Source organism: Rhizobium sp. R86522, from assembly GCF_042466255.1.
Lineage (GTDB): Bacteria > Pseudomonadota > Alphaproteobacteria > Rhizobiales > Rhizobiaceae > Allorhizobium.
This window is the reverse complement of record NZ_JAXHBX010000001.1, coordinates 1,527,812-1,553,130: the sequence shown is the minus strand read 5'-3', so window position 1 is coordinate 1,553,130 and position 25,319 is coordinate 1,527,812. Positions and strand designations below refer to the sequence as shown.

Below are 25,319 nucleotides of genomic sequence, written 5' to 3'. Positions count from 1 at the left end.
AGTTACTTTGCAGCGGTTTCTTCGCCGGTCACCGGTGAGAAATCCGGGCGCAGGGCGGCTATGCGTTCGAAGAGTGGTGTCTGGAGATGGGCCGGCACGGGATCGGCACCAGTGATGTAGCGGACGAGATCGTTGTCCTCCTCGACCATGATGCGCTCCAGCTCGTCGAGCTCCTCATCAGAGAGCTCGCTGATATGGGCCTCGCAGAACTGGCCAAGCATCAGGTCCATCTCGCGGATACCGCGATGCCAGCAGCGGAACAGGATGCGCCGACGGCGCGGATCGAGGTCGGCACTGCTTTTCACCAGTCCAGTCATCTTAGCATCCTTCCAATTCTAGGCGTTCTATAGAGCAGCGACCGGCAAATGTCAGCTTGCCAAACAGGCATTTTGCGAGGCATTTTGCCCCCATCATGCGTCCCCATCTTCTCGATCCCCTCTTTGCCTCCGTGGCTTCGCTCAGCGGAGTCGGTCCCAAACTTGCCCAGCTTCTCGCCACACTGCTCGGGCGCGAGGATGCCGAGGACGCACGCGTCGTCGACCTGCTCTTCCTCGCGCCACACCGGCTGATCGACCGGCGCCACCAGCCGGGCATCGCCTACGCCCAACAGGGCTCGCTGGTAACGATCACCGGCCGTGTCGACCGACATCTGCCGCCGCCTAAGGGCAAGAGCAACCTGCCCTACCGCGTGATGCTGCATGACGAGACGGGGGAACTGGCGCTCACCTTCTTCCGGGTCAAGGGCAACTGGCTCGAAAAGGCGCTGCCCGTCGACGAAATCGTCATGGTGTCGGGCAAGGTCGACTGGTTCAACGGTCGCCCCTCGATGGTGCATCCGGACCTGATGATGAAGGCGAGCGAGGCGGAAAACCTGCCGCTGGTCGAGCCGGTCTATCCGCTGACGGCGGGGCTTGGACCCAAGGTGCTGCGCAAGGCGGTGGAGGCTGCGGTCGAGCGTATGCCGGAGCTGCCGGAATGGGCGGATGCGCCGCTTGCCATGAAACAGGGCTTCGCCAGCGTGCGCGAAAGCCTCGTTGCGCTTCACAATCCGCGCGACGAGAAGGACATCGACCCGCAGGCGCCGGCGAGACGCAGGCTCGCCTATGACGAATTCCTCGCCGGCCAGGTGTCGCTCGCCTTGGTGCGGCAGAAGCTCCGTAGGGTTCCCGGCATCCCCATCAAGCCGACCGGCGAGATCAGCGAAAAGATCCGCGCCACCCTCCCCTTCACGCCGACCAACAGCCAGCTGGCGGCGATCGACGACATCCTGAAGGACATGGCGACGGACCAGCGCATGTTGCGGCTGGTGCAAGGTGACGTGGGTGCCGGCAAGACGCTGGTGGCGCTGTTTGCCATGGCAGCAGCCGTTGAGGCCGGCGGACAGGCCGTGCTGATGGCGCCGACGGAAATCCTGGCGCGGCAGCATCATGCGACCCTTGCCAAGCTCGGCGCGCCGGCCGGTCTGAAGATTGAGGTCCTGACCGGCCGCACAAAGGGCAAGGAGCGCGAGGCAATCCTGGAGCGGATCGCATCCGGCGAGGCGCAGATCGTCATCGGCACACATGCCCTCTTCCAGGATGCCGTCAGCTACAACAACCTGACGCTGGCCGTGGTCGACGAGCAGCATCGCTTCGGTGTGCATCAGCGTCTGCGGCTGACCTCCAAGGGCATCTCGCCGCATATGCTGGTCATGACGGCAACGCCAATCCCGCGCACGCTGGTGCTCGCCGCCTTCGGCGACATGGATGTCTCCAAGCTCACCGAGAAGCCCGCAGGCCGCAAGCCGATCCAGACAGTGACCGTGCCGACCGAGCGTGTGCCCGATGTCATCGAACGGCTGAGGGCCGCGATATCAGAGGGCAAGAAGGCCTACTGGATCTGCCCGCTGGTCGAGGAAACGGAGGAAAGCGAGCTGATGTCGGCCGAGGAGCGGCAATCGGTGCTGGCCCAGTTCATCAAGGCGCCGATCGGCTTGGTGCATGGGCGCATGGCGGGGCCGGAAAAGGATGCCGCGATGCTTGCCTTCAAGAATGGCGAGACGCGGCTGCTGGTCGCCACCACCGTTGTCGAAGTCGGCGTCGACGTGCCGGATGCGACGATCATGGTGATCGAACATGCCGAACGCTTCGGTCTTGCCCAGCTGCACCAGCTGCGCGGTCGCGTCGGGCGTGGCGATGAGGCCTCTAGCTGCATCCTGCTCTACAAGGGCCCGCTCGGCGAAACCGGCAAGGCGCGGCTGTCGATCCTGCGCGATTCGGAAGATGGCTTCCTGATCGCCGAAGAGGATCTGAAGCTCCGCGGTGAAGGCGAGCTTCTCGGCACACGGCAGTCGGGCACGCCAGGCTTCAAGATAGCCAGCCTTGAACATCATGGCGACCTGCTGGAGATCGCCCGCAAGGATGCGGCCTATCTGCTGGAGCGGGACCCCGAACTCACGTCGGAGCGCGGAGAAGCCGTCAGAACGCTGCTTTATCTGCATCGCCGCGACGAGGCGATCCGCTTCCTGCATGCGGGGTGAGGAAAGACGTATTCAGGAACGGCCGGCGCGCTTGGGCGGTCCAACCGGGTCGTCCGCAGCGAGGTCCTGAAACGCCGCCATGGCGTCCGCGACGGTCGGCTTGTAGTCCGGCGTGACCAGACCGGCCGAGATCAAGAGTTTCACCCCCTCTTCCGGGCTCATATCGAGCAGCATCAGCTTGCTGCGCGGCACGAACATCAGGAAGCCGGCTGTGGGAACAGGGGTCGGCGCGAGGAAGACCGCCACCATTTCCTCGCCGTCCTGGTTGAGCTTCGCGGCAATCTCTCCCTTGGCATCCGTCGAAACGAAGACCAGCGCCCAGGTCCCGGCGCGCGGAAACTCGATCAGGCCGACCTTCTTGAAGGAATTGCCCTGCTCCTTCAGCACGGTCTCAAAGATCTGCTTGGTGCTCTTGTAGACGGTACGCACCAGCGGCATCCGGTTGAGGATATTCTCGCTGTAGGAAACGATCGAGCGACCGATCAGGTTGCGGCCAAGAAAGCCGACGAGCGTGATGAAGAGGATGGCGATGAGAAGTCCGGTGCCGGGCACCGCGAACTTGAGATAGGCTTCCGGATTGTAGCGATCCGGCAAATAGGGCTTCACCCAACTGTCTGCCCAGCGGATGAAGGTCCAGGTCAGATAGATGGTGATCGTCATCGGCGCGCAGATGATGAGACCAGTCAGGAAGTTGTTCCTGAGCCGGGTCGCCATCGAAATCCTGTCAGAACCTTCGGTCATGCCCGCCGTCATTGTGCAGTGCCGTAACGCTGCGGACAATGCCGGAGTGACACCTATGGCGCAAGAGCAAGAATTGGGGCAGCGGACTGCCCCGATCGGGGATCACTCGACCGTGACGGACTTGGCGAGGTTGCGCGGCTGGTCGACGTCGGTGCCCATGAAGACAGCTGTGTGATAGGCGAGAAGCTGGATCGGGATGGAATAGACCATCGGGGAGATGATCTCGGCGACGACGGGCAGCACGATGGTTGCCATGGTCTCAAGCTTCGAGGCGGCAGCGCCCTTCTCGTCGGTGATGAAGATGATCTTACCGCCGCGGGCTGCCACTTCCTGCATGTTCGACACGGTCTTCTCGAAGAAGCGGTCGAAAGGTGCAATGACGATCACAGGCATGTTCTCGTCGATCAGGGCGATCGGGCCATGCTTCAACTCGCCGGCGGCATAGCCTTCGGCGTGGATATAAGAGATTTCCTTGAGCTTCAGCGCGCCTTCGAGTGCCAGCGGATAGCTGGTGCCACGGCCGAGATAGAGCACGTCCTTGAACTTGGAGAGGTCACGCGACAGGGCTTCGATCTGCGGCTGTACCGCATTCAGCACCTGGCTCATGATGCGCGGCATTTCGGCCAGGCTCTTCACCAGCTGCTTTTCTTCCGTCTCATCAATCGTGCCACGGGCACGACCGGCGGCGAGCGCCAGCGAGGCGAGCACGGCGAGCTGACAGGTGAAGGCCTTGGTGGAAGCGACGCCGATTTCCGGACCAGCGAGGATCGGGAAGACAGCATCCAATTCGCGGGCGATCGTCGATTCCTTGACGTTGACGACAGCACCGATCTTCAGCCCGTTATCACGGCAGTAGCGCAGCGACGCGAGCGTATCGGCAGTTTCACCGGACTGTGAGATGAAAAGGGCGGCCTGGTCCTTCGAAAGCGGCATTTCGCGGTAGCGGAATTCCGAGGCGACATCGATTTCGACCGGCAGGCGGGCATAACGTTCGAACCAGTATTTGCCGACGAGGCCAGCCAGATAGGCTGTGCCGCAGGCGGAAATGGCGAGGCCGCGCAAACCGGCGAAATCGATCTCGTTCGCGGCTTCGCGCACGGTGTGCTTGGCGAAGTCGACGTAATGGGACAGGGCGTGGGAGATCACCTCCGGCTGCTCGTAGATCTCCTTCTCCATGAAGTGGCGATGATTGCCCTTGTCGATCATGTAGGCCGACGCCGAGGAGATCTGCACCGGGCGTTCGACCGGATTGCCGTCCATGTCGAAGATGTGGGCGCCCTGCTTGCCGATGACAGCCCAGTCGCCGTCGTGGAGATAGGCGATGCGGTTGGTGAAGGGCGAGAGCGCAATGGCATCCGAGCCGAGGAACATCTCGCCATCGCCAAAGCCGATCGCCAGTGGCGGGCCGGAACGGGCCGCCATGATGGTCGAGGGATCGTCTTGGAAGATGACGGCAAGCGCATAGGCGCCGGTCACATGGCGCAGCATCTCGTGCATGGCTTCGCGGCGGCCAAGACCCTGGCGGCAATACTTGGCGAGCAACTGGGCGACGACTTCGGTGTCGGTCTGGGTGGCAAAGACGGCACCTTCGGCAGCGAGTTCTTCCTTGATCTCGGAGAAATTCTCGATGATGCCGTTGTGAACGACCGCCACGCCCTCCACGAAATGCGGATGCGCGTTCGTTTCGTTCGGCACGCCATGGGTTGCCCAGCGGGTGTGGGCAATGCCGATATTGCCGGGCAGCGGATCGCCTGCGAGCTTCGTCTCAAGATTGAAGAGCTTGCCTTCAGCGCGGCGGCGGTCGAGCTTGCCGTCGTTGATGGTGGCCACACCGGCGGAATCATAGCCGCGATATTCGAGCCGCTTCAAGGCGTCGACCAGACGCTCCGCTACGGGCTTGTTACCGACCATGCCAACGATGCCGCACATGAAATTCTCCGTTTCGTATCAACCACGCGGCTTTTCCTAGCGGTTCCACCGCAATAGGCAATTGTGCGTGAGGTCAAATTGCATTTCGTCTCGTAATGCAACGCAGCATAACAAGCGGTGAAGTTTGTTTTAGCGCTCTTACTTGCCGGACTTCTTGGCGGCCTTGATTGCCAGATTGCGTTCGCGGATCACTGCGGCGCGGCCCGGCTTCATCTCCTGGCGAGCACGGCCAAAGGCGAGTGCATCGGCGGGCACATCCTCGGTGATGACGCTGCCGGACGCGATGAGCGCGCCATCGCCGATCTTCACCGGGGCCACCAGCGACGAATTGGAACCGATGAAGGCCCCGGCCCCGATATGCGTCTCAAACTTGTTCACGCCATCATAATTGCAGGTGATGGTGCCAGCGCCGATATTGGTCTCGGCGCCAACGACGGCGTCGCCGATATAGGTCAGGTGGTTGACCTTGGCGCCACGGCCGATCTCGGCCTTCTTCACCTCGCAGAAATTGCCAACCTTCGAGCCTTCGGCGAGGCTGGCGCCGGGACGCAGGCGGGCAAAGGGGCCCACGGTCGCGCCAGCAGCCACATGGGCGCCTTCGAGATGCGAGAAGGCATGGATGATGGCACCGCCCTCGACGGTGACCCCGGGACCGAAGACGACGTTCGGCTCGATCAGCGCATCTTGTCCGATGACCGTGTCGTGGCTCAGGAAGACCGTCTCAGGTGCGATCATCGTCACGCCCGAAACCATCAGCTCGTGGCGACGGCGCTCCTGCCAGAGGCGCTCGATGACGGCGAGCTCGGCGCGATTGTTGCAGCCGGTCAGTTCACTCTCCGGCGCGTCCACGGCGACAGCCTTGCCACCCAAGGACCGGGCAATCTCGACGAGGTCGGTCAGATAATACTCACCCTTGGCGTTCTGGTTGCCGATCCGGGAGAGGAGATCGAGGGCCTTCTTGCCGTCGATCGCCATCAAACCACTGTTGCACCAGGTCACGGCGCGCTCGGCCTCGGTCGCATCCTTTTCCTCGCGGATGGCGACCAGCTCGCCATTTTCGACAAGCAAACGGCCATAACCTGTCGGATTGGCCGTATGAAAACCGATGACGGCGACATCGGCACCGCCGGCAAGCGCTTCGCGGGCAGCTTTCAGCGGCGCGGCAGTGATCAGCGGCACATCGCCATAGGCAACGAGGATCTCGTCATAACGGCGGGCAATCGCCTCCTTGGCCATCAGAACGGCGTGACCGGTGCCGAGGCGCTCGGTCTGCAACACGCCTGCGACCGCAAGCCCTTCGATCGAGGCTGCCTTTTCGACCTTCTCGGCATCACGACCGAGAACCAGCGCCACATCAGACACACCAGACGCGGCGATCGATGCCATGACATGCGCGATCATCGGACGCCCACCCACCGGATGCAGCACCTTCGACATCGACGACTTCATGCGGGTGCTGTCACCAGCAGCGAGAACGACGGCGAGACAGGTACGGTTCATGGATGGCTCCAAGCTGAGAATGGCGTTCCTCACTAATACCAGCAGGTGCCGCCCGCAAGTGTTCGGAGAACTAGCCGCGCTTCTGGGAGTTCTCGACGGCCTTCAGCGCTGCTGCACGCCCCTGCTCGATCGCCCGTTCGGTGGCGGCCCGCGCAGTCTCGGCATCGCCTTGCTCGATCGCATCGACGATGGCCAGATGAAGCTCGCTGATCGCCTCCCCGCGGCCGGCAAGTTCAGGATCGAAGGCCATGGTGAAAGCGCCGTCGAGCGAGGCCTTTATGAAACCGACCATGCTTTCGAGAAACGGGTTGGCCCCGACGAGGGTCAAAAGAACGTGGAAGCGTAAGTCTGCCTCCACCTGTCCCTGCCAGTCGAGTTCGTTGGAACCCAGGAGCATGGCGTAATGACGCAGTTCCGCACAGTCCGCCGCCGAAGCGCGCAGCGCCGCGAACGCAGCCGATGCCGGCTCCAGGACCATGCGGACGTCATAGAGATGATCGATGAACTCGTGTGTGACGCCCGTCCGGAAATGCCAGCGCAGCACGTCTTCATCGACAAGGTTCCAGTGACAGCGGTCAGTCACCCGTGTCCCGACACGCGATTTGGCAACCACCAGACCTTTGGCGGTCAGCGTCTTCATCGCCTCGCGCAGCACGGACCGCGACACATCGAACTGAGCCTCCAGTTCAGCATCCCCAGGCAAGGGTTCGCCGATGCCAAATCGACCCCCGACGATCGCAAGGCCGAGTTGCTCGACCACCTTCGCATGGCTCGTCCGAAGATTGGAAACGACCTTCAGTTCCCGAACCTCTTCCTTCCGCATCCTGACTCACACCCCGACTTATTTGCTGGGGTAGTTATACGAAAGGCCAATGCGGGTGAAGGCGCTATCTGAGTATTCCTGCAATTTTAGGAATCCTAAACAAGAAAGAGCGCCCAAAGGCGCTCTTTCCATTTCCGCAAGTCGCAGATTACTGCGGCAGCTTGTCGTCTACACCTTCAATGTAGAAGTTCATGCCGAGGATGGTGCCGTAGTCAGCCGACTCACCTTCCGCCAACCAGACGGAGCCGTCCTGCTTGTTGAGCGGACCGGTGAAGGGCTTCAGTTCGCCGGACTTGATCTTGGCTTCAGTGTCCATGGCCATGGCCTTCACGTCGTCGGGCATGTTGGTATAGGGCGCCATCGACAGAATGCCGTCGACGAGACCGTCGAAAGTCTGCGCCGAGCTCCATGTGCCGTCGAGAACAGCCTGGGTGCGCTTGATGTAGTAGGGCGCCCAGGTGTCGACGATGGCGCTGAGCTGCGCAGTCGGGCCGGCGGCGATCATGTCGGAGGCCTGACCGAAGGCCTTCATCCCACGTTCTTCGGCAACCTGCATCGGAGCCGTCGTGTCGGTGTGCTGGGTCAGAATGTCCACGCCCTGGTCAAACAGCGCCTTTGCGGCATCGGCTTCCTTGCCGGGGTCGAACCAAGTGTTGACCCAGATGACCTTCAGCTTGAATTCCGGGTTGACGGTGCGGGCGCCGTGCAGGAAGGCGTTGATGCCGGCGACGACTTCCGGGATCGGGAAGGAAGCGATGTAACCGGCGACACCGGTCTTCGACATCTTGCCGGCGATCTGACCGTTGATGAAGCGGCCTTCATAGAAGCGCGAATTGTAGGTCGCGACATTGTCTGCAGTCTTGTAGCCGGTGGCGTGTTCGAACTTCACGTCCGGAAACTTCTCGGCGACCTTCAGGGTTGCATCCATGAAGCCGAAGGAGGTCGTGTAGACCAGGGCGCAGCCGGAACGGGCCATGCGCTCGATGGCGCGCTCGGCATCCGGACCTTCCGGCACGTTTTCGAGGTAAGGCGTTTCGATCTTGTCGCCGAAATGAGCCTGAAGCTCCTGACGGCCGATATCGTGCGCCTGGGTCCAGCCACCGTCGGTCTTCGAGCCGACGTGGACGAAGCAGATCTTCGTCTTGTCCTGAGCGGCGGCGGGTGCCGCGACGCCGACGATTGCGGCTGCCGATGCGGCAAGCGCGAGGAGGATGTTTTTCATGATGTACCCCTGTCTGGTTAGGTTGAAGCTTTTGTTTTGATTATCTATCCGGCACGAACGGCTTGCCGAGGCAGGCCGGCGTGTTGATCAGCGTCGTGCGGCGATTATGGGAGATTATGATCAGCACGACAATGGTCGCCGCATAGGGCAGCGCGGACAGAAATTGCGAGGGCAGACCGATGCCGAGCGCTTGCGCATGCAGCTGCCCGATGGTCACGGCACCGAAGAGGTAGCCGCCGGCAAGAACCCGCCAGGGCCGCCATGCGGCGAAGACGACGAGCGCAAGCGCGATCCAGCCGCGGCCGGCGGACATGTTCTCCACCCATTGCGGCGTATACACCAGCGACAGCTGCGCACCGGCAAGACCGGCACAAGCGCCGCCGAACATCACCGCCAGATAGCGCGTCCGGATGACGGGTAGCCCGAGCGTATGCGCCGAGCCGTGGCTGTCGCCGATCGCGCGCAGCTTGAGGCCCGAGCGGCTCTTGAACAGATACCAGTTCACGCCGGCAACCAGCAGAATGGAAAGGTAGAAAAACAGGTCCTGGGCGAAGAGGATGGGGCCGATTACAGGAATGTCCGACAGAAGCGGAATGACGATCGGCTGCATCTTCACACCGGGCACACCGACCACGCTTTCGCCGATCATACCGGAGACGCCAAGGCCGAGGATGGTGAGTGCCAGACCGGTCGCCACCTGATTGGCGACGAGGGTGAGCGTCAGGAAACCGAAGAGCAGCGAGAAGGCCGCGCCGGTCGCGATCCCTGCAAGAACGCCGACATAGGGTGAGCCGGTCAGGTTCGTCGCGATGAAGGCGCAGACCGCACCGATGATCATCATGCCTTCGACGCCGAGGTTCAGCACGCCTGAACGCTCGGCCACGAGTTCGCCCATGGCGGCGATCACCAGCGGCGTCGAGGCGGTGATGACAGTGAGAAGGATGGCCTCGAACATGATCAAGCCCCCTTCGTCGCGGCATTGCGGGCACGATCAAAGACGATCCGCACCTTGTAGAGAATGAGTGTGTCACAGGAGAGCACAAAGAAAAGAAGCAGCCCCTGAAAGACGCGTGTGACCTTGTCGGAGACGCCGATCGACAACTGTGCGCCCTCGCCGCCCAGATAGGTCAGCGCCAGCACGAAGCCGGAGGCGATGATGCCGAGCGGATTAAGACGCCCGAGGAAGGCAACGATGATGGCCGTGAAGCCGTAGCCCGGCGAAATGGTCGGCTGCAGGTGACCGATCGAGCCCGACACTTCCGAAATGCCGGCCAGCCCGGCCAGCGCGCCCGAGAACATCATCGAGAACCAGACCATCTTGCGCGAGGAGAAGCCGGCAAAGCGCCCTGCCCGTTCCGACTGCCCGAGAACCACGACCTGAAAGCCCTTCAGCGTGTAGCGCATCATGAACCAGACGGCGACGGCGGCAATCAGCGCAAAGATGATGCCGAGATGCGCGCGGCCGGAGGACAGGATTTCTGGCAGCACGGCTTCCGAGACAAAAGAGCGCGACTGCGGGAAATTGTAGCCGGCCGGGTCCTTCCAGACCCCGCGCGTCAGCCAGTCGAGGAAAAGCTGGGCGATGTAGACCAGCATCAGGCTGGTCAGGATTTCATTCGTGTTGAAGCGGGTCTTCAAGAGCGCCGGAATGGCGCCATAGGCGGCACCGCCGATGGCACCCATGACGATCATCATCGGCAAGAGCAGCGGCGAGTTCCATTCATAGAAGGTGATCGGCAGGATCGAGCCGACGATGGCCCCGACGATGAACTGCCCCTCGGCACCGATATTCCAGTTGTTCGAGCGATAACAGACCGACAGGCCGACACCGATCAGGATCAACGGTGCGGCCTTCACCGCAAGCTCATGCAGCGACCAGACCTCCAGCAGCGGCTCGATGAAGAAGCTGAAGAGTGCCGAGACCGGGTCCTTGCCAAGCATCGCAAACATGATGCCGCCGAAGAAGACGGTGAGCGCCAGCGCCAGCAAAGGCGAGACGATGGCAAACAGGCTGGACTGCCGGGAACGACGTTCGAGTTCAATGCGCATGGGCCGCCTCCGGGGCAGTGGTCAGGCCATGCACGCCGCCCATCAGGATACCGATGCGTTCGCGGGTCATGGTCGAGGCGGGATAGGCGTCGGACAGCGTGCCTTCGGAGATGGCCGCAATCGAAGTTGCGACCTCGAAGATCTCGTCGAGGTCCTGGCTGATGACGACCACAGCGGATCCCGCCTTGGCAAGATCGACCAGCGCCTGGCGGATACGGCTTGCAGCGCCGGCATCGACGCCCCAGGTCGGCTGGTTGACGACCAGCACAGAAGGCTGGCGGTCGAGTTCGCGGCCGACGATGAATTTCTGCAGATTGCCACCCGAGAGTGAACCGGCGGAGGGATCATCACCACTCTTGCGCACATCCATCATCTCGGAGATGCGACGCGCTGCCTGCTGCACCAGCCCATGGCGTATGAGACCAATTTTCCCGCCTGCGAGGTAGGCTGAACGGTCGGACGCATTGCGCGAGAGAAACAGGTTTTCCGACAGGCTCATGGCCGGAATTGCCGCATGGCCGTGGCGCTCTTCAGGCACGAAGCCAGCGCCGAGCAGCCTGCGTTCGTTGATCCCGAGGCGACCGACGGACTTGCCGCGCAGGCGGATTGCATCGGGATTGGGCACGACATACTCGCCGGAAAGCGCATCGAAAAGCTCGCTCTGGCCGTTGCCGGCGACCCCGGCAATGGCGAGAATCTCGCCCGCCTTGACGGTCATCGAAACGTTTTTTAGCGGCATGGCAAAAGGTGTTCGCGGGCTGACCGAGAGCTCGGTGATCTGCAGCTGGACGACGCCATCCGTGGGCGGCTCGACCTTCTCGACGCCGGCGACATCGGCGCCCACCATCATCCGGGCAAGCGAAGCCGGCGTTTCCTGCCGCGGGTCGCAGGCGCCCGTGACCTTGCCGTGACGGAGCACGGTTGCGCGATCGCAGATGCGCTGCACTTCCTCAAGCCGGTGGCTGATATAGAGAACGGAGCGACCTTCCGCCTTCAGCTTGAACAGGGTCTCGAACAGCTTGTCGGCTTCCTGGGGCGTCAGCACCGAGGTCGGCTCGTCAAGGATGATGAGTTTGGGGTTCTGCAAGAGCGCGCGGACGATCTCGATGCGCTGGCGCTCACCGACCGAGAGATCGGCGACATGGGCATTGGGATCGAGCGGCAGTCCATAGGCGACCGAAAGCTCTGCCGCCTTCTTGGAAAGCTCGGAGATCGAGATCTTCTCGTCGAGCGACAGCGCGATGTTCTCGGCAACCGTCAGCGCTTCGAAAAGCGAAAAATGCTGGAAGACCATGCCGATGCCGAGACGCCGGGCTGCGGCAGGATTGGGGATGGCCTGGTCTTGCCCCTGCCAGGCGATCGTGCCCGCCGAGGGTGCGAGAATACCGAATAGCATCTTCACAAGGGTGGATTTGCCGGCACCGTTCTCGCCGAGAAGAGCGTGGATCTCGCCATGGCCGATGTCGAGGTCGATGTCGTCGCAGGCCTTGAAGCTGCCGAACAGCTTCGTCAGCCCCCGCACGGTCAAAAGCGGCTTTTCGCCCTCGGGCGGTTGATGCGGCACAGGTCCCCCTTGCACTCTCATGCGCGTCGGCCGGGTCTTGCGCCCGGTCCACCGCTCAATTCATAACCTGTTTGCGGCAGCGCACAATATATAGGCAAAAGTTTTTTTTGGTTTTGCCCAGCCACGTGCCAGAACGGTCAATCGCGGCGACCAAGGCTCGGGAAAAACTGCAACACGCCGCCGATGACATACAGGTAGATCCCGGTCAGGATCATGCCCCAGACGACCCAGGGAGGCGACTGGAAATGCAGGAGGAGTGCATAACCGCCGAAAGCGCACCACAGCAGGAAAACCGCCATGTTGAGATTGCGTAGCCGTTTCACACGCACGGGGTGCAGGAAGAAGATCGGAAGGAAGGTCAGGACAACAGAAACGAGCACCGCGATCAGGGCCGTGGTGGCGCTCGCATCGATCACGAAGAGCGTGAAGATCAGCATATTCCAGACGACCGGGAAGCCGGAAAAGAAGTATTCATCCGTCTTCATGCCCATGTCTGCATAATAGATGGCGCTCGACACCACGATCAGTCCGGCGGCAACGAAGGACCAGGGCTCGCCGATCATGCCGCTCTGATAGAGCGCAAAGGCTGGCAGAAGGACATAGGTGACATAGTCGATGATATTGTCGAGCGTATCGCCGGACCAGTTCGGCAGGACTTCCTTGACGCGCACCTTGCGGGCGATCGGTCCGTCGATGCCGTCCACGACAAGTGCAAGCCCCAGCCACCAGAACATGTCGACGAAGCGGTTCTCAGCTGCAGCAACGACACCCAGAAAGGCCAGAAAGGATCCGGAAGCAGTGAGCATATGAACCGAAAAGGCACGGATTTCGGCATAGGGCACACGCTTGTAATTAAAGATCTTCATCCCTGCTCCAGTCGGCGGCACTTCGGAGGAAACGGTATCGGACGAAATGGCGCGCATTGCAACACAAGTGGCGGTCTATGCCCGGATTTCGCCCGTTACCCGCCAGGAGCATGCGCCATTTCGGCCCATGGATTTTACCGTGCGGCGGCTCTAGATAACGTTACAAGATGCCAATCGGGACCTTCACCATGAGCTACGAATTCGACATTGCCGTGATCGGCGCCGGTCCCGCCGGACAGATTGCCGCCCTTGCTATGGCCCGCGGCGGTCGCCGCGTCGTGCTCGTCGGACCGGAACCCAACGGCTCGGACCGGCGCACTACGGCCCTCATGGACCAGTCGCTGGCGATGATCGAACGCCTTGGTCTCTGGCAGGAGTTGAAAGAGACCGCCGCCGCCCTCACCGTCATGCAGATCGTCGATGGCACAAGGCGCCTCTTGCGCGCACCGACAGTGGCATTCCGGAGCGCGGAAATCGGGCTCGACGCCTTCGGCTACAACGTTCCGAATTCCGCACTGCTGCAAACACTGGCAAAGGCGGTCGCGGCCGAGCCGCTGATTACCCGCCGCACCTTGGCGGCCGAGACCATCCATATCGGCGCAGAAGCAGTCACCATCGGCATTCACGGTGAAGACGCAATCACCGCAGGCTTTGCGATCGGAGCGGACGGCCGCCGCTCCAAGACCCGCGAAAGTGCAGGCGTCGGCGTGAAAACCTGGTCCTACCCGCAAACGGCCGTGGTGATGAACTTCATCCACAGCCTGCCGCACCAGAACGTCTCGACGGAGTTCCACACCGAATCGGGTCCGTTCACCCAGGTCCCACTGCCCGGCCTGCGCTCGAGCCTCGTCTGGGTCCTGCCGCCGCAGGAAGCCGACAGGATGATCTCGCAGTCACCGGATCAACTCTCGGCCGAAGTCGAGGCGCGCATGCAGTCCATGTTGGGCAAGGTTCAGGTGGAGGACGGCGTCCAGGCCTGGCCCCTCTCGGGCATGACGGCCCGTCAGTATGGCAAGGGCCGCTCGGCCTTCATCGGCGAAGCCGGTCACGCTTTCCCGCCGATCGGTGCCCAGGGCTTGAACCTCAGCCTGCGCGACATCGCAGCCCTGGAAGACATTCTGCTCGACCCCAGTTCTTCACCGATTGCGGCGGACGCGGGCGACCTCTTCGACCGCAAGCGCCGGCTTGACATCGCAAGCCGAACGGCAAGCGTCGATCTTCTCAATCGATCGCTGCTGTCGGGCCTGCTGCCCGTTCAGATGCTGCGGGCGGCCGGCCTCCAGGTGCTGGCGAGCGTCGGCCCACTGCGCAATCTCGTCATGCAGGAAGGCGTGGCGCCCGGGCGTGGACTGAAGAACCTGCCGTTACTGCTACGGGAAAAGGTCCGCCGGTAGGTAACCCTGGGTGATGGCGAACAGCAGCGCCGACACCGAGAATACCGAAATGACCGTGGTGATCAGGATCGTCGCAGACGCCCTTTCCTGCCACACGCCATATTGCTGGCCGATGACGAAGACATTTGTGGCCGTCGGCAGCGAGGCGAGCAGCACTGCAGTATAGACCCAGAGCGGGTCGAAGTTTCCGACAAAACTCAGGACGACATAGACCAGGATCGGATGCAGCACGAGCTTGATCGGCACGATGTAGCCGATCTCGGCGGGAATGCGCTTGAGCGGCCGCAGCGCAAGCGTCACGCCCATGGCAAACAGAGCGCAAGGGGCCGCCGCCTGAGCGAGGTAGTCGATCAGGCGTTGCAGCGCGAGCGGTGGCTCGAAGGCAAAGGCGGCGGCCACGAAACCCACCAAGGTCGCGATGATGAAGGGATGGGTCAGGATCTTTCTCGCCACATCGAGCGCCAGTTGCAACGGCGGACGCTTGTCGCCACCGGCAAAGGCCATCAAGGCAGGGGCGGCGATGAAATGCGCCGCGTTCTCGAAGCAGAAGACGAGTGCGACCGGGACGGCAGCCTTTTCGCCGAAGGCGAGCAGCGCCAGGCCCGGCCCCATGTAACCGATATTGCCATAGGCGCCCGCCAGCGCCTGGACGGTCAATTCGGCGATGTTGTTACCGCGAACATAGCGGCCGATCACAAAGACGAGGACAAAGATCGAATAGGTGGCCGCAAGGCAGGCCGCGATGAAGTCGATCCGCGTCAGCTGTTCGATCGGCGTGCGCGAAACGAGCTTGAAGAACAGCGCCGGCAGCGTGACGTAGATGACGAAGAAGTTCAGCCAGCCGAGCGCCTGGGCGGAATGATCGCCGAGCTTCCCCGACACGTAGCCGATCAGGATCAGGCCGAAAAACGGCAAGACCAGCGCGATGATATCCGCCATGGCTCACTCCCCCCGAACGCGACGATGCGTTCAGACCGGACTTAGCCGATTTGCGACAGGATTGGAAAGGTCTGCTGAAACCAGATCGCCATGTCGGAGACATAACCGAAGATGAAGGCAAGCCCGGTCAGCACCAGCAGCCCGCCCATGGCTTTTTCCACCACGCCGAGATGCCGGCGGAAGCGCGTGAGAAACCGCATGAAGGCGCCCGAGAAGCCGGCCGCGATCCAGAAGGGCACGGCAAGCCCCAGAGAATAGATCGCCAGCAGCAGCGCACCATCCCCGACGGTCTCCTTCGAGGCCGCAACCCCGAGGATGGCGCCCAGGACCGGGCCGATGCAGGGCGTCCAACCGAAGGCGAAAGCGAGACCCATCACATAGGCGCCCGAAAGCGTTGCGGGCTTTCCCCCGCCTGCGAATCGATATTCCGAGGAAAGCAGCCCGAGGCGGAAGACGCCGAGGAAGTTCAGCCCCATGATGATGATGATAACGCCGCCGATCTTCGACAAGAGATCCATGTGCTGACGCAAAAGCCCGCCAATCGTCGAGGCACCGGCACCGAGCGCGACGAAGACGGTGGCAAAACCGAGCGTGAAGACAAGCGCCGTCAACATCACCGTCCGGCGGGCAGCCGCATTTTCAGCCTGGGCTCCGTCGCGGAACTGATCGACCGAAATACCGGCCATATAACAGAGATACGGCGGCACCAGCGGCAGCACGCAGGGCGAAAGGAACGACAGGGCTCCGGCCAGAAGCGCGCTGAAAAAGGAAATATCGGCAATCGACACTGTGAACTCCGGAACCCGAACCGGCCCTTCCTAATCCCGCAAGCCGGTGCTTGCCAATCACCATTGCGTAGACTGCGACAACAGGACTGAATTTTGCTGCCGAAACTGCATTTTTGCGGTTGACCGGCCGGGGTCACCTGCCTATGTTCCGCGCACTTCTTGAGGCGGCGCAAAACCGCACGGGAGAGCGTAGCTCAGCCGGTAGAGCAACTGACTTTTAATCAGTAGGTCCAGGGTTCGAATCCCTGCGCTCTCACCAACGAAGTCTAAATGATTTCAACGATGTAATAATGGTAATTTGCGGCACATGAGCCATGAAGAAGCCCCTGCCCTTCGGGGAGGTTTGACTAGTCGGCAGTCACTAGGACGTTTCATTTGGCAAATCTTGGTCTTCGCGATCAGCGTATGGCGACCCACACATTCTTCTCTGTAGCCCATTTTTCATACCAAGTGAGGCCATATTCAATAACAGATGCGACGTTAGAAACTAACGGCACCTGCGCAGTTAAGAACTTGGCAGTGAAGAACCAGGGGCTGGAGTTTAACTCCCTATAGCTGCGCAATCTCCTCAACTCCGCCGACGCCTTTGCGATGTCTCTTCGGATTCGCTGATCTAGAGAGGCGTCAGATTGGCCTGCGATAGAGATCCATTCAAAAATTTTTTCTCGCAGACGTGACATCTCGGTCGAATGCGCCATCTCGATTGCCTCAGCGAGGCTCCGCGGGTCTGGCACTACCCTCAACTCGTCGCGAAAGTTGATTGATAAAAGCGCGGCGGTCTCCGCCGCCTTTTTCTTGACTTCAACTGATTGAGATGCAGCGGTTCGCCCCTCACCTTGAATAGACAAGGCGCGCTCGTTTACGCCAGACCAGAAAATGGTCGCAAAGTGCCGAACATAAAAATCGTCAAGTTTGTCCAGCCAGAGCTCAAAATCGGGTTCCGCGATTAGGTTCCGAGGCAGACCAGACCAGTCGGCTAATCTCTGTTCGGCGCGGGTATCATACCTCCACATCGGAGATGCCAAGTCGGTTGCATACCATTGTGCCATCATATCGACGGCATGCAAAGCCGCCTCGCGGATGGCGAAACTCTCGGTATAAAAGTTCAGTTGCCTATGGCGGGTCGCCGAGGGGCTGTTCCACTCTTTGCTCATATGAGCAAATACGATCGGCAGGATTTGGTCGCGTTGTGACTCAAACGTTGCGAAGGCGCGGCTGTGACACTCGTACATAAATGCCTCTATTGAACCTTCCCCGTCAGCAGATTTCTGCTTGAAAAACTGTGAACGGATGCCGCGAACCGAGACGGGCTCAAACTCCATTCCGATCCGACTCGCCAATTTTCTGTTATCGAACTCTGACTCCGTCCCTTCAACGTTGGGGAAGAGGCATAGATAGGGCAATATTTTTTTGTGGTCCTTGATGCTGCGCAGCGCCGCTGGCACGTCATAGAGTTCGCCGTAGCTGTAATCATCTCGGCTAAGCAACCCCTCCTCAAGGGCCTGCGCTTCCAAAGCGGATTGCAAACTCGGCGATATCAAGGATCTCATCTGGGCTCCGTATCGAGCGGCATTTCAGTTTATCGGATCGGCATGACTTCGGTACCGATGAGAAATTAAGATTGGTTGAATAGAGATTAGGGACCTCTTGTGGTTGCGCCCCGCTCGACCTTGCGGGAGCTGGCTGCGCGGTTCAGTCCGATTGGTGGTCGCTGAGGGTGGTGCTTACCCACGTCTCAAGGCCATCGGAATATTCCGCAAGCCTTGCTTCCCGTCGTCTGTGACACGGTGGCTAGACTGGCTCGATGTAAAATGTCGGTGCCGGATAGAGTGCCGGTCTCTGATCGCGCAGGACGCGCGCGGTGCGATGCGGCCGCGTGCCGGGCCCCGTATCGAGATAGTGCTGGGTTACCAGCGGGTGGAAACCTTCGGCCTTGATCCAGTAATGGATATGCGGCGGTCGAGGCCAGTATTCAGCCGGAAAGACCGAAAGAACATCAAATCGGCCCTGCGAATCAGCGATCACTGTGCCGCGCAGATCGATCTGGTCGTCGCGAAAATCGCTATAGTCCCCGCTTTCTTGCGGGTGATAGCGACCTCGACCGTCCGTCTGCCATAGTTCGAGCTTTGCGCCAGCAACCGGCACATCCGGGGCCGCAGCGTTCATCACCTGGCCTGCGATCCGCATCACCTCCCCCGGCTTGCCAAAGCGGTTCAGATTGCGAACTACGGGGGTGTTGCTGATGTAATAGGGGCCCTCCATGTCGTCGGAGGTCGGGATCATGGCCTCCTGTGCTTTGGCCCAGGAGACCGAGAGGCCAAGGCTGGCCGGCACCATGGCGGCAAATTTCAGAAACCTGCGGCGGGCGGGGGCCTTGCTCTGGTCGGTCATGGTTTGTCTCCTGTCGTTGACGCGGCCGGCAACCACCGGCTCGAAAAGGCAGTGGGCCGAGGGCCGCAGCCCCCGCCACCAGGCTCATTTCATCGGTTCGAACATAGGCAGGCCGGAGGCGGTTTCCAGCACCTCGTCCTGGCCGACATCCCAATGTTCTGCGATTTTGCCATTCTCGACGCGGTAGATGTCCACGACGATCAGCGGCGTTGGTCCCCAGCCGGTATAGCGACCATGGATGGCCACCAGATCGCCGTCGGCGATCACCATGCCGATTTCATAGGTCATGTTGGCCGGCATGTCCTTCAGCGCCTCCTTCAGCACCGCGCTGGTCGAGGCAAGACCCGGGTTACGCTGCATGTAGCTGTCGGCCCAATAGCGGTCGATCGCGGTCAGATCCTTCTCGGAAAATAGCTCCGTGACAGCCTTCACGACAAAATCCTTGTTGGATTCTTGCGCCATTGCGGTTCCAGCAAGGGATGAAAAGGTGAGCGCGAGCGCAAGCGCGCCGGTTCTGAGAAGGGACATGGAAGATTCCTATTTTTGAGGTTTCACGAGCGAGATCAAGCCGGCACCGAACCGATTGGGAAGCGCAAGACAGAGCGTCACAACAAGTAGGTATCCGTTCGATACCAACGTCCTATTAATAATGTTGCAATTGATAAAGGAGGCACTTTTTGGTAACCGTGCCAAATCTGATCAGGAACCCGTGAGGACGTCGTGATTATACAAGAATTGTCAGAGACCCCCGGCATTTCGCTTGACCCGGCGACCTGTCCCGTCCGCCATGTGCTGGACGGCGTCAGCGACAAGTGGTCCATCTTGGTCATGGCGGCGCTGCATCTTTCGGCGCGCCGTTTCTCGGAATTGCGTCGCGACATCCCCGACCTATCGCAAAAGGTGCTGACGCAGACGCTGCGAAAGCTGGAACGAGACGGGCTGATTGAACGCATCGTCACTCCAACGGCCCCGCCGCGGGTGGATTATCTGCTGCGCCCTTTGGGTCAGAGCCTGTTCGCTCGATTTTCCCCTCTCGCCACCTGGGCGATTGAGCATCGAGCCGAGATCGACGCCGCCCGGTCTATGTATGATGCACGGAAATAGCCGGTCAGGCCGACCATATGCTCAGCCTCCAGCACTCATCTGAGAGCAGTTGCCGCACCTCCCACCAACCTTACCAATGTTTCACTGTCCTTTCCGCCGCGAAGGTCTATCTGCATCAATAGGGAACCCGTCGCCACTTGACCCCGATCAAGGGCGACGGCCCGAGCTTGGGCCATGGTCCCGGCAAAGTGAGAATGCAGTGTGACGGAGCAGACGTGAGCGAAGACGTAAAACCGGAGAACTCCGCCGAAGCCGAGGAACTGAAAGCGATCCTGGCCAATGCCGCGCGGCCAAAGCGGCGCTGGGGTCTGCGCGTTTTTGTCATCCTCGCCCTCGCTGGTCTCGGCTACGGCGCATATCTCTGGTCGGCCGGCGGCACGACGGTGAGCTATACGACGTCGGAGCCGAAACCCGGCAATCTGACGGTGATCGTCACCGCCACCGGGTCGGTCGAGCCCACCGTTCAGGTCGACGTTTCCTCGGAACAATCAGGCACCGTGCGGGAGGTACTGGTCGACTACAACAGCGAGGTGAATAAGGGCGACGTCCTGGCGCGCCTCGATACAGACAAGCTGAATGCCGATCTGAAGGCCAAGGAAGCTGCGCTTGCCTCTGCCCGCGCCTCCGTTTCCAAGGCTGAGGCCGACGAGCAGTCCGCCAAGGCCAAGCTCGACCGGCTGACCACGCTGGTCTCCAGCCGCGTCTCCACCCAGCAGGATCTCGACACCGCCGAATACACCTTCCAGGCCGCATCTGCCGCGCGCCAGAGCGCAGACGCCGATGTCATCTCGGCACAAGCCGCTCTCGAACAGGCGAATCTGTCACTCTCCAAGGCGACCATCGCGTCGCCGATCGACGGCATAGTTCTCTCGCGCAATGTCGATCCCGGCGCCACGGTGGCAGCCTCGCTGGAGGCGCCGACACTCTTCACCATCGCGGGCGATCTCCGGGAAATGGAGCTGCAGGTCTCTATCGACGAGGCCGATGTCGGGCAGGTCGCCGTGGGTCAGACCGCCACCTTCACGGTCGATGCCTTTCCCGATCAGCGTTTCCCGGCCGAGATCACCTCGATCCGCTATGCGTCCGAAACGGTCAACGATGTCGTGACCTATAAGGGCATCCTGTCCGTCGCCAATGACGAGCTTCTTCTGCGCCAGGGCATGACGGCGACCGCCGATATCGTCGTCCAGTCGGTCGAAGACGGCCTGCTCATTCCCAATGCCGCCTTGCGTTACTCGCCCCCCGCCACGCAGACCGAGACCGCCGAAGGCGGCAGCGGCGTATTCAGCCTGTTTCGCCCACCACGCATGGCACCCGCCAGCGCGCCTGAGCCGACGGGCAGCGAACGCACCATCTGGCTCTTGCGCGACGGTCAGCCGGTCGCCGTCAACATCGAGATCGGTTCCTCCGACGGGCAGAATACGGTGATCGTCAAGGGCGATGTGAAGGAAGGCGACCGGGTGATCACCGATCAAACGGTTCGCAACGGTTGAGGCACAGGATGGCAGTGGCTCCACTCATCGAGTTTCGCCAGATTTCCCGCGTCTATGGCCGCGGTGAAGCAACCATCCGCGCGCTGGACAAGGTCGACCTGACGATCGATCGGCATGAATTCGTCGCGATCATGGGCCCGTCCGGCTCGGGCAAATCGACCGCCATGAACATCCTCGGCTGCCTGGATGTGCCGACCTCTGGTCAGTACCTGTTTCAGGGCATCGACACGACGGGCTTCGACCGAGCGCAATACACGTTGCTGCGCCGTCACATGCTGGGCTTTGTCTTCCAGGGTTTCAACCTGCTCGCCCGCACCTCGGCCGTCGAGAATGTCGAACTGCCCCTTGTCTATCGTGGCATGGATGCCCGTGAACGGCGAACCCGCGCCTTGACCGCGCTGTCGCAGGTCGGTCTGGCCGGCCGCGAAAACCACACGACCCAGGAACTATCCGGCGGCCAGCAGCAACGTGTGGCCATTGCCCGGGCGATCGTCACCAGCCCATCCGTGCTCCTGGCCGACGAGCCGACCGGCAATCTCGACACGAAGACCAGCCGCGAGATCATGGAACTGATCACCGGCCTCAACCGTGACCACGGAATAACCGTCATCATGGTCACCCACGAAGACGATATTGCAGCCTATGCCAAGCGCACGCTGCGTTTCGTCGATGGCCATATCCAGTCCGACACCCATGCTGGAGCGGAGGTCGCCGATGTTCTTTGAGACCCTGAAGCTCGCACTCCGCGCCATCCGCCGCAATCTGTTGCGCTCCTTCCTCACTGTGCTCGGCGTCGTCATCGGCGTCGCCGCCGTCATCGCGATGGTGACGATCGGCAACGGCACCACGGCTCAGGTCACGGCGGAAATCTCCAAGCTTGGCACCAACCTGCTCTTCGTCCGCCCCGGCCAATTCGGCCCCGGTCGCGCGGCAACCGATGCCAAGAAGTTCACCATCCGGGACCTCGACGCGATCCGCGAGCAGATCCCGGGCCTGCGCGCCGTGGCCGCCATCAACCAGTCCAGCCAGACGGTGGTTTTCAGCGGCCAGAGCCGGCAGACCACGATCATCGGCTCGGGTAACGATTATCTCGTGGCCCAGAACTGGGAACTCGCCTCCGGCCGTAGTTTCCTGCCATCCGAAGAGCGCGGCGGACAGGCCGTCTGCATCATCGGTGAGACGGTGCGCTCCAGGCTGTTCGGCTCGACCCCGGCCGTCGACCAGACCATCCGCGTCGGCAATGTCGCCTGCCAGGTGATCGGCCTTCTCGACAAGAAGGGGCAAAGCGGCATGGGCAGCGACCAGGATGATGTCGTGATGATGCCGCTCAAGGTCTTCCAGCGCCGCATCGGCGGCTCGACGGATATCTCCAGCATCATGCTCTCGGCCGAAGACGGCGTATCCACGGCAAAGGTGCAGGCCGATGTCGAACGCCTGCTGCGCGAGCGCCGCAAGATTATTGCTGGTCGCGACGATGATTTCACCGTCAACGACATGACCCAGATGGCAGCGACGCTCACCGGCACCACGACGCTGATGACGGGCCTGCTCGGTGCGGTCGCCGCCGTCTCGCTGCTCGTCGGCGGGATCGGCATCATGAACATCATGCTGGTGTCCGTCACCGAGCGAACGCGCGAGATCGGCATCAGGCTGGCGATTGGCGCAGTCGAGCGCCAGGTGCTGATGCAGTTCCTCGTCGAAGCGGTCACGCTGTCCGTCTTCGGCGGCGTGGTTGGCATCGCACTCGGCCTTGGCATCGCCTATACGGCCGTCACGCTGATGTCGGTCCCCTTTGTCGCGAGCCCCTCGATCATCCTGCTCGCCTTCGCCTTTTCCGCAGCGATCGGCATGGTCTTCGGCTATTTCCCCGCCCGCCGCGCCGCGCAGATGAACCCGATCGACGCGCTCCGCCACGAATGACGGCCGGTCCCGGAACTGCGCGACCAGCTTGGGGCAAACTTGGCATGCTGTAGCTTGACCTAATGGATGCGTGGCCCGGCTATGCGTTCATGAGTATTTTGACCAGCAGAGGGAGTAAGCCCATGTCCGCCTTTCCGGACCGCGACACCGTCGCCGCCAAGATCGCCTCTATGCAGGAGCCCGACCAGGCCTTCCTGAAGCTCATCTTCGAAAACCCGGCCCAGGACGATGCCTTGCTTGAAGGTCTCTACGTCTATCTCGAGATCGCCTCGGAATCCCGGTTTCTGAATTCGCTAAAGCTCGAGCGCAATGGCGAGTGGATCGGCGCCAATGCCCCGGCTCGCCTGCAGATCCGCCTGATGGAAGCCGCCCGCTCCAGCCAGCACCCGGCATTTGCCGCCTTCCGCACCGGTCTCAATCGTTCCGGAGGCCTCGAGCGCGCCTATCCCAAGGCCGCCGTCTGACCCCAGTCTCACTGCGGGATCGGCATGCTGACCGAGAGGATCGGCCCCATGGGAAAGAGCCGGTCCATCCGCTTTTCTTCGGCGATGAACACGCTTGAAATCGTGCCGTCGAGATAGAGTGCGTTGGCGCAACCGAGCCTGTCGCGAAACAGGCGGGCGAAATCGTAAAACCGTACCGGTACCCGCGACACCACCATGTGCACCTGCCCCTCGGCATCGACGCCGATGCCGTTGCGGATCTTGAAGCTGTCGCTATCGGCCAGAAACCGCGGATGCAGTCTGCCGTCGATGACCAGCATCGGGCCGGACTGCGTGCCGAAGTCGGGTGTCAGTCCGCTGGCGACGAAGGCCTTGGTCTCGATCACCGACGCCTTGCCATCCTTCATCAGGAAGACACCATTCGGCAGCAGGTGGAAATTCCCCCATCCACCGCCCGTGACAGCCGGTTTCAGCACCTTGCCATATTCGGCGAAGTAACCGACCGGCGAAAGGTCCTCGTGATACATACCGGCATTCATCGCAAATGTCAGCACGCGCCGTTCGGCCCAGAGCTGGCGCCTCAAGCTGGCAAACCCGCCATAGACCTGCCCCTCGGGCGAGGCCAGATGCAGCCTTATCTCGTCGCGGGCAGGATCGAACCGGCAGGCGAGATAGCGGGCATCCCCGTCGATAAGGTCCTCGCAGGCCGCTAGCGCAAGCGTAGGCAGGCTCGAGCCGATCAGAAGACCGAGAATGGAGAGGAGTTTTCGCACGCAGCCCCCTTGTTCGTGAGCCCGCTTCTTGGCGCTGATTCCGGGCGATGTGAAGGCCATTTGCCTGAAAATCCCAAGAACCGGGGCAGCCCCATCATCCCAGCAAATTCAGCGCCTGCATGTGAAAGCGCAGCTGCGAATTCGGATAGCGATAGTCGGCTCCAACCGGACAGACATTGCGGGCGAGACAACCCGACGCCATGCAACCACCCTGCCCTTCAGGGCTCGCCAGATGCGCGCGGCACGCCGCCACTTCGAACCCGTCCAGCGAGATGGCGCCGACAGGGCATGTCGACAGGCAAGGTTTGCCGCGACAGGTCTCGCAGGGCTGCGGCCCGGTCACAGGCCGCTCCTCCTGTGCTTCGTCCCAGTTGCGAAACAGAAGCGCCCCACGATAGCTGTGCCAGAGACCGAACTGCGGATGGATCAGGATCCCGAGCGGCGATGCTTTCAGTCCCTCGGCCCGCATCGCCCAGCGATGGAAGGGTTGGTAAGGCGTATCTGACGGATAGCACGCTTCCGCCTCGATCTCATCGGCGACCTGATCGATCACCAGCTTCGACCAACGGTCGAGCGGATCGGCGCCACCATGGTCGGCTTGCGCTATCCGCCAGCGCTCGAAATGCGGCCACATCGCACCACCCATGACCCCGATCAGGAGAGCGGCCTTTGCCGGCGCGCCGTCGGCAAGCATCGGCGCCTCGTCTTGCCCTCCGAAGTGAACAAGTCCGCGCGGCGCAAGTCCATGCGCAGCGAACCGCGCCTCGAGACTGTGCACAACGAATGAAGGGCCGCTCATCGCGGCCCCTCGATCTTGTAATGGGGTCGCCAGACCTCCTCTTGGATCATGTCGGCAACCTGG

The 25,319-nt window shown here is 61.6% G+C and carries 24 protein-coding genes and 1 tRNA gene; 8 read left to right on the top strand and 17 right to left on the bottom strand.

Annotation, left to right across the window (positions count from 1 at the left end; all coding sequences use genetic code 11):
• Positions 1-2 precede the first annotated feature (2 nt).
• Positions 3-317 (bottom strand): succinate dehydrogenase assembly factor 2, encoded by a 315-nt coding sequence (locus SJY08_RS07385; RefSeq protein ID WP_054149205.1) that lies wholly within the window; start codon positions 315-317, stop codon positions 3-5.
• A 95-nt stretch (positions 318-412) separates the two neighbouring features.
• Here SJY08_RS07385 and recG point away from each other — a divergent pair, with 95 nt between their 5' ends.
• Positions 413-2,518, top strand: a complete 2,106-nt coding sequence (recG, locus tag SJY08_RS07380) for an ATP-dependent DNA helicase RecG (protein WP_377275189.1) — start codon at positions 413-415, stop codon at positions 2,516-2,518.
• A gap of 12 nt (positions 2,519-2,530) precedes the next feature.
• On the opposite strand, the gene SJY08_RS07375 is transcribed toward recG, so the two are convergent.
• The 9 genes from SJY08_RS07375 to pcsA all read right to left on the bottom strand — a co-directional run bounded on the left by SJY08_RS07375 (position 2,531) and on the right by pcsA (position 13,212).
• A complete protein-coding gene (locus SJY08_RS07375; protein WP_377275188.1) occupies positions 2,531-3,259 on the bottom strand; it encodes a DUF502 domain-containing protein in 729 nt (242 codons plus the stop codon).
• A gap of 102 nt (positions 3,260-3,361) precedes the next feature.
• Complete coding sequence (gene glmS, locus SJY08_RS07370; protein WP_377275187.1) at positions 3,362-5,188, bottom strand: glutamine--fructose-6-phosphate transaminase (isomerizing); 1,827 nt, start codon at positions 5,186-5,188, stop codon at positions 3,362-3,364.
• A 138-nt stretch (positions 5,189-5,326) separates the two neighbouring features.
• Positions 5,327-6,688 (bottom strand): bifunctional UDP-N-acetylglucosamine diphosphorylase/glucosamine-1-phosphate N-acetyltransferase GlmU, encoded by a 1,362-nt coding sequence (gene glmU / locus SJY08_RS07365; RefSeq protein ID WP_377275186.1) that lies wholly within the window; start codon positions 6,686-6,688, stop codon positions 5,327-5,329.
• A gap of 70 nt (positions 6,689-6,758) precedes the next feature.
• The gene (locus SJY08_RS07360) at positions 6,759-7,511 is read right to left on the bottom strand and encodes a FadR/GntR family transcriptional regulator (RefSeq protein WP_377275185.1); all 753 of its coding nucleotides are present in this window, start codon (positions 7,509-7,511) and stop codon (positions 6,759-6,761) included.
• A gap of 148 nt (positions 7,512-7,659) precedes the next feature.
• Complete coding sequence (locus tag SJY08_RS07355; protein WP_153762213.1) at positions 7,660-8,733, bottom strand: BMP family ABC transporter substrate-binding protein; 1,074 nt, start codon at positions 8,731-8,733, stop codon at positions 7,660-7,662.
• Between the two features lie 40 nt (positions 8,734-8,773).
• On the bottom strand, positions 8,774-9,694 hold the full coding sequence (locus tag SJY08_RS07350) for an ABC transporter permease (RefSeq protein WP_300890497.1): 921 nt from the start codon (positions 9,692-9,694) through the stop codon (positions 8,774-8,776).
• Complete coding sequence (locus tag SJY08_RS07345; RefSeq protein ID WP_300890496.1) at positions 9,691-10,782, bottom strand: ABC transporter permease; 1,092 nt, start codon at positions 10,780-10,782, stop codon at positions 9,691-9,693. Before SJY08_RS07345 ends, SJY08_RS07350 begins: the two co-directional genes overlap by 4 nt.
• Positions 10,772-12,367 (bottom strand): ABC transporter ATP-binding protein, encoded by a 1,596-nt coding sequence (locus tag SJY08_RS07340; protein ID WP_377275184.1) that lies wholly within the window; start codon positions 12,365-12,367, stop codon positions 10,772-10,774. The genes SJY08_RS07345 and SJY08_RS07340 overlap by 11 nt, the downstream gene beginning before the upstream one ends.
• Before the next feature lie 116 nt (positions 12,368-12,483).
• Positions 12,484-13,212 carry a phosphatidylcholine synthase gene (gene pcsA, locus SJY08_RS07335; protein WP_377275183.1) on the bottom strand — a complete coding sequence of 243 codons (729 nt, stop codon included), beginning with the start codon at positions 13,210-13,212 and terminating at the stop codon, positions 12,484-12,486.
• A 188-nt stretch (positions 13,213-13,400) separates the two neighbouring features.
• Here pcsA and SJY08_RS07330 point away from each other — a divergent pair, with 188 nt between their 5' ends.
• Positions 13,401-14,606 carry a UbiH/UbiF family hydroxylase gene (locus tag SJY08_RS07330; protein ID WP_377275182.1) on the top strand — a complete coding sequence of 402 codons (1,206 nt, stop codon included), beginning with the start codon at positions 13,401-13,403 and terminating at the stop codon, positions 14,604-14,606.
• Here the strand turns inward: SJY08_RS07330 and SJY08_RS07325 are convergent.
• Positions 14,583-15,545 (bottom strand): AEC family transporter, encoded by a 963-nt coding sequence (locus SJY08_RS07325; RefSeq protein ID WP_377275181.1) that lies wholly within the window; start codon positions 15,543-15,545, stop codon positions 14,583-14,585. The genes SJY08_RS07330 and SJY08_RS07325 overlap by 24 nt on opposite strands.
• Positions 15,546-15,586: 41 nt before the next feature.
• Complete coding sequence (locus SJY08_RS07320; RefSeq protein WP_054151323.1) at positions 15,587-16,333, bottom strand: cytochrome c biogenesis CcdA family protein; 747 nt, start codon at positions 16,331-16,333, stop codon at positions 15,587-15,589.
• Positions 16,334-16,516: 183 nt separating this feature from the next.
• Between SJY08_RS07320 and SJY08_RS07315 the strand changes: the two genes are divergently transcribed.
• A tRNA-Lys gene (locus SJY08_RS07315) sits at positions 16,517-16,592 on the top strand.
• A 139-nt stretch (positions 16,593-16,731) separates the two neighbouring features.
• Here the strand turns inward: SJY08_RS07315 and SJY08_RS07310 are convergent.
• The 3 genes from SJY08_RS07310 to SJY08_RS07300 all read right to left on the bottom strand — a co-directional run bounded on the left by SJY08_RS07310 (position 16,732) and on the right by SJY08_RS07300 (position 19,252).
• The gene (locus SJY08_RS07310; RefSeq protein WP_377275180.1) at positions 16,732-17,883 is read right to left on the bottom strand and encodes a hypothetical protein; all 1,152 of its coding nucleotides are present in this window, start codon (positions 17,881-17,883) and stop codon (positions 16,732-16,734) included.
• 241 nt (positions 17,884-18,124) lie between these two features.
• On the bottom strand, positions 18,125-18,724 hold the full coding sequence (locus SJY08_RS07305; protein ID WP_377275179.1) for a twin-arginine translocation signal domain-containing protein: 600 nt from the start codon (positions 18,722-18,724) through the stop codon (positions 18,125-18,127).
• 84 nt (positions 18,725-18,808) lie between these two features.
• A complete protein-coding gene (locus SJY08_RS07300) occupies positions 18,809-19,252 on the bottom strand; it encodes a nuclear transport factor 2 family protein (RefSeq protein WP_377275178.1) in 444 nt (147 codons plus the stop codon).
• 207 nt (positions 19,253-19,459) lie between these two features.
• On the opposite strand from SJY08_RS07300, the gene SJY08_RS07295 reads away from it, so the two are divergent.
• The 5 genes from SJY08_RS07295 to SJY08_RS07275 all read left to right on the top strand — a co-directional run bounded on the left by SJY08_RS07295 (position 19,460) and on the right by SJY08_RS07275 (position 23,705).
• Positions 19,460-19,828 (top strand): winged helix-turn-helix transcriptional regulator, encoded by a 369-nt coding sequence (locus SJY08_RS07295; RefSeq protein WP_377275177.1) that lies wholly within the window; start codon positions 19,460-19,462, stop codon positions 19,826-19,828.
• A gap of 194 nt (positions 19,829-20,022) precedes the next feature.
• Positions 20,023-21,321: an efflux RND transporter periplasmic adaptor subunit gene (locus SJY08_RS07290; RefSeq protein WP_377275176.1), complete on the top strand. Its 1,299-nt coding sequence runs from the start codon at positions 20,023-20,025 to the stop codon at positions 21,319-21,321.
• An 8-nt stretch (positions 21,322-21,329) separates the two neighbouring features.
• Positions 21,330-22,046 (top strand): ABC transporter ATP-binding protein, encoded by a 717-nt coding sequence (locus SJY08_RS07285; protein WP_377275175.1) that lies wholly within the window; start codon positions 21,330-21,332, stop codon positions 22,044-22,046.
• Positions 22,036-23,241, top strand: coding sequence for an ABC transporter permease (locus SJY08_RS07280; protein WP_300890489.1), 1,206 nt, complete (start codon positions 22,036-22,038; stop codon positions 23,239-23,241). Before SJY08_RS07285 ends, SJY08_RS07280 begins: the two co-directional genes overlap by 11 nt.
• Before the next feature lie 122 nt (positions 23,242-23,363).
• On the top strand, positions 23,364-23,705 hold the full coding sequence (locus SJY08_RS07275) for a hypothetical protein (RefSeq protein WP_150127382.1): 342 nt from the start codon (positions 23,364-23,366) through the stop codon (positions 23,703-23,705).
• 8 nt (positions 23,706-23,713) lie between these two features.
• Here the strand turns inward: SJY08_RS07275 and SJY08_RS07270 are convergent, their stop codons facing one another.
• Both SJY08_RS07270 and SJY08_RS07265 read right to left on the bottom strand, forming a co-directional pair.
• Positions 23,714-24,457 carry a phosphodiester glycosidase family protein gene (locus SJY08_RS07270; protein WP_377275174.1) on the bottom strand — a complete coding sequence of 248 codons (744 nt, stop codon included), beginning with the start codon at positions 24,455-24,457 and terminating at the stop codon, positions 23,714-23,716.
• 94 nt (positions 24,458-24,551) lie between these two features.
• Positions 24,552-25,256, bottom strand: a complete 705-nt coding sequence (locus tag SJY08_RS07265; protein WP_377275173.1) for a ferredoxin — start codon at positions 25,254-25,256, stop codon at positions 24,552-24,554.
• Between the last annotated feature and the right edge of the window lie 63 nt (positions 25,257-25,319).

Bases quoted from the DNA above. Each gene is read 5' to 3' on its own strand.
- SJY08_RS07385 (WP_054149205.1), bottom strand. From the start codon at position 317: ATGACTGGACTGGTGAAAAGCAGTGCCGACCTCGATCCGCGCCGTCGG.
- recG (WP_377275189.1), top strand. From the start codon at position 413: ATGCGTCCCCATCTTCTCGATCCCCTCTTTGCCTCCGTGGCTTCGCTC.
- SJY08_RS07375 (WP_377275188.1), bottom strand. From the start codon at position 3,259: ATGACCGAAGGTTCTGACAGGATTTCGATGGCGACCCGGCTCAGGAAC.
- glmS (WP_377275187.1), bottom strand. From the start codon at position 5,188: ATGTGCGGCATCGTTGGCATGGTCGGTAACAAGCCCGTAGCGGAGCGT.
- glmU (WP_377275186.1), bottom strand. From the start codon at position 6,688: ATGAACCGTACCTGTCTCGCCGTCGTTCTCGCTGCTGGTGACAGCACC.
- SJY08_RS07360 (WP_377275185.1), bottom strand. From the start codon at position 7,511: ATGCGGAAGGAAGAGGTTCGGGAACTGAAGGTCGTTTCCAATCTTCGG.
- SJY08_RS07355 (WP_153762213.1), bottom strand. From the start codon at position 8,733: ATGAAAAACATCCTCCTCGCGCTTGCCGCATCGGCAGCCGCAATCGTC.
- SJY08_RS07345 (WP_300890496.1), bottom strand. From the start codon at position 10,782: ATGCGCATTGAACTCGAACGTCGTTCCCGGCAGTCCAGCCTGTTTGCC.
- SJY08_RS07340 (WP_377275184.1), bottom strand. From the start codon at position 12,367: ATGAGAGTGCAAGGGGGACCTGTGCCGCATCAACCGCCCGAGGGCGAA.
- pcsA (WP_377275183.1), bottom strand. From the start codon at position 13,212: ATGAAGATCTTTAATTACAAGCGTGTGCCCTATGCCGAAATCCGTGCC.
- SJY08_RS07330 (WP_377275182.1), top strand. From the start codon at position 13,401: ATGAGCTACGAATTCGACATTGCCGTGATCGGCGCCGGTCCCGCCGGA.
- SJY08_RS07325 (WP_377275181.1), bottom strand. From the start codon at position 15,545: ATGGCGGATATCATCGCGCTGGTCTTGCCGTTTTTCGGCCTGATCCTG.
- SJY08_RS07310 (WP_377275180.1), bottom strand. From the start codon at position 17,883: ATGAGATCCTTGATATCGCCGAGTTTGCAATCCGCTTTGGAAGCGCAG.
- SJY08_RS07305 (WP_377275179.1), bottom strand. From the start codon at position 18,724: ATGACCGACCAGAGCAAGGCCCCCGCCCGCCGCAGGTTTCTGAAATTT.
- SJY08_RS07300 (WP_377275178.1), bottom strand. From the start codon at position 19,252: ATGTCCCTTCTCAGAACCGGCGCGCTTGCGCTCGCGCTCACCTTTTCA.
- SJY08_RS07290 (WP_377275176.1), top strand. From the start codon at position 20,023: ATGCAGTGTGACGGAGCAGACGTGAGCGAAGACGTAAAACCGGAGAAC.
- SJY08_RS07285 (WP_377275175.1), top strand. From the start codon at position 21,330: ATGGCAGTGGCTCCACTCATCGAGTTTCGCCAGATTTCCCGCGTCTAT.
- SJY08_RS07280 (WP_300890489.1), top strand. From the start codon at position 22,036: ATGTTCTTTGAGACCCTGAAGCTCGCACTCCGCGCCATCCGCCGCAAT.
- SJY08_RS07275 (WP_150127382.1), top strand. From the start codon at position 23,364: ATGTCCGCCTTTCCGGACCGCGACACCGTCGCCGCCAAGATCGCCTCT.
- SJY08_RS07265 (WP_377275173.1), bottom strand. From the start codon at position 25,256: ATGAGCGGCCCTTCATTCGTTGTGCACAGTCTCGAGGCGCGGTTCGCT.